Here is a 1,039-nt window from a genome sequence, read left to right on the forward strand (position 1 = left end):
TCCTCGAAATGTCGGCCATCCGGGGCCGCTGGCGGAACGTGTTTACCCCGTACCTCACCGGGATCATGGACGTGTCCGGGCTTCCCGGCGTCGAGACGGTCATCATCTGCAAGAGCCCCCAGACGGGCGGCTCGGAGTGTGGCCACAACATCGTCGGGTACTGCATCGACCGTCTCCCCGGCCCGGTGATGTACGTCTTCCCGGATGAGCTGACCGCCCGCGAGAACGCCAAAGATCGCATCATCCCGATGATCGAAGCCTCCCCGCGCCTCCGGCAGTACATGACGGGCTACGGGGACGACGCCTCCAGCCTGCGCATCAACCTGCTGCACATGCCGATTTACCTCGGCTGGTCAGGTTCCGTCTCGCGGCTCGGGAACAAGCCCATCCGCATCCTCATCCTCGACGAGCTGGACAAGTACAAGAACCCGAAGAACGAGGCATCGTCCGAGTCGCTGGCGGAGAAGCGCACGACGACATGGCGGACCCGGCGCAAGGTCGTGAAAATCTCGACCCCGACCACGGAGGACGGCCCGATATGGAAGGCGCTCACCGAGGAGGCGGGGGCCCGCTTCGATTTCTGGGTGCGCTGCCCGCACTGCGGCTTTTTCCAGCACATGGATTTCGAGCGCATCGCATGGCCCGGAAAGGATGAGGAGAAGTCACCGGACGCCGAAACAGTGCTGGCGAAGCGGCTGGCCTACTACGCCTGTGAGCACTGCGGCGCGGTGTGGGATGACGGCGACCGTGACCGGGCGGTCAGGGGAGGGGAGTGGCGCGAGCGCACGTCCGGCCTTGAGCTGATGGCGCACGCCACCGTGCACCGCCCCGTGAAGGTGGGCTTTCACATCCCCGCGTGGCTTTCATACTTCGTGAGCCTGTCCGAAGTGGCCCACGCATGGCTCAAATACAAGGAGAGCGGAAAATTGGACGACCTCAAGAACTTCAGGAACCAGTACGCCGCCGAGCCGTGGGTGGAGTCGCACGCGGCCCGCTCGGAAGACGCCATCCTCGCCCTGTGCGACGACCGCCCACGCGG

General features: G+C 65.1%; 1 protein-coding gene. It reads left to right on the forward strand.

Translation table 11 applies throughout. From position 1 onward, the window contains the following. Nucleotides 1-1,039: terminase gpA endonuclease subunit (locus tag T370_RS0122040; RefSeq protein ID WP_029437034.1), on the forward strand; the 1,039-nt coding region annotated here is incomplete at both ends.

The sequence above is a fragment of the Bilophila wadsworthia ATCC 49260 genome, assembly GCF_000701705.1.
GTDB lineage: Bacteria > Desulfobacterota > Desulfovibrionia > Desulfovibrionales > Desulfovibrionaceae > Bilophila > Bilophila wadsworthia.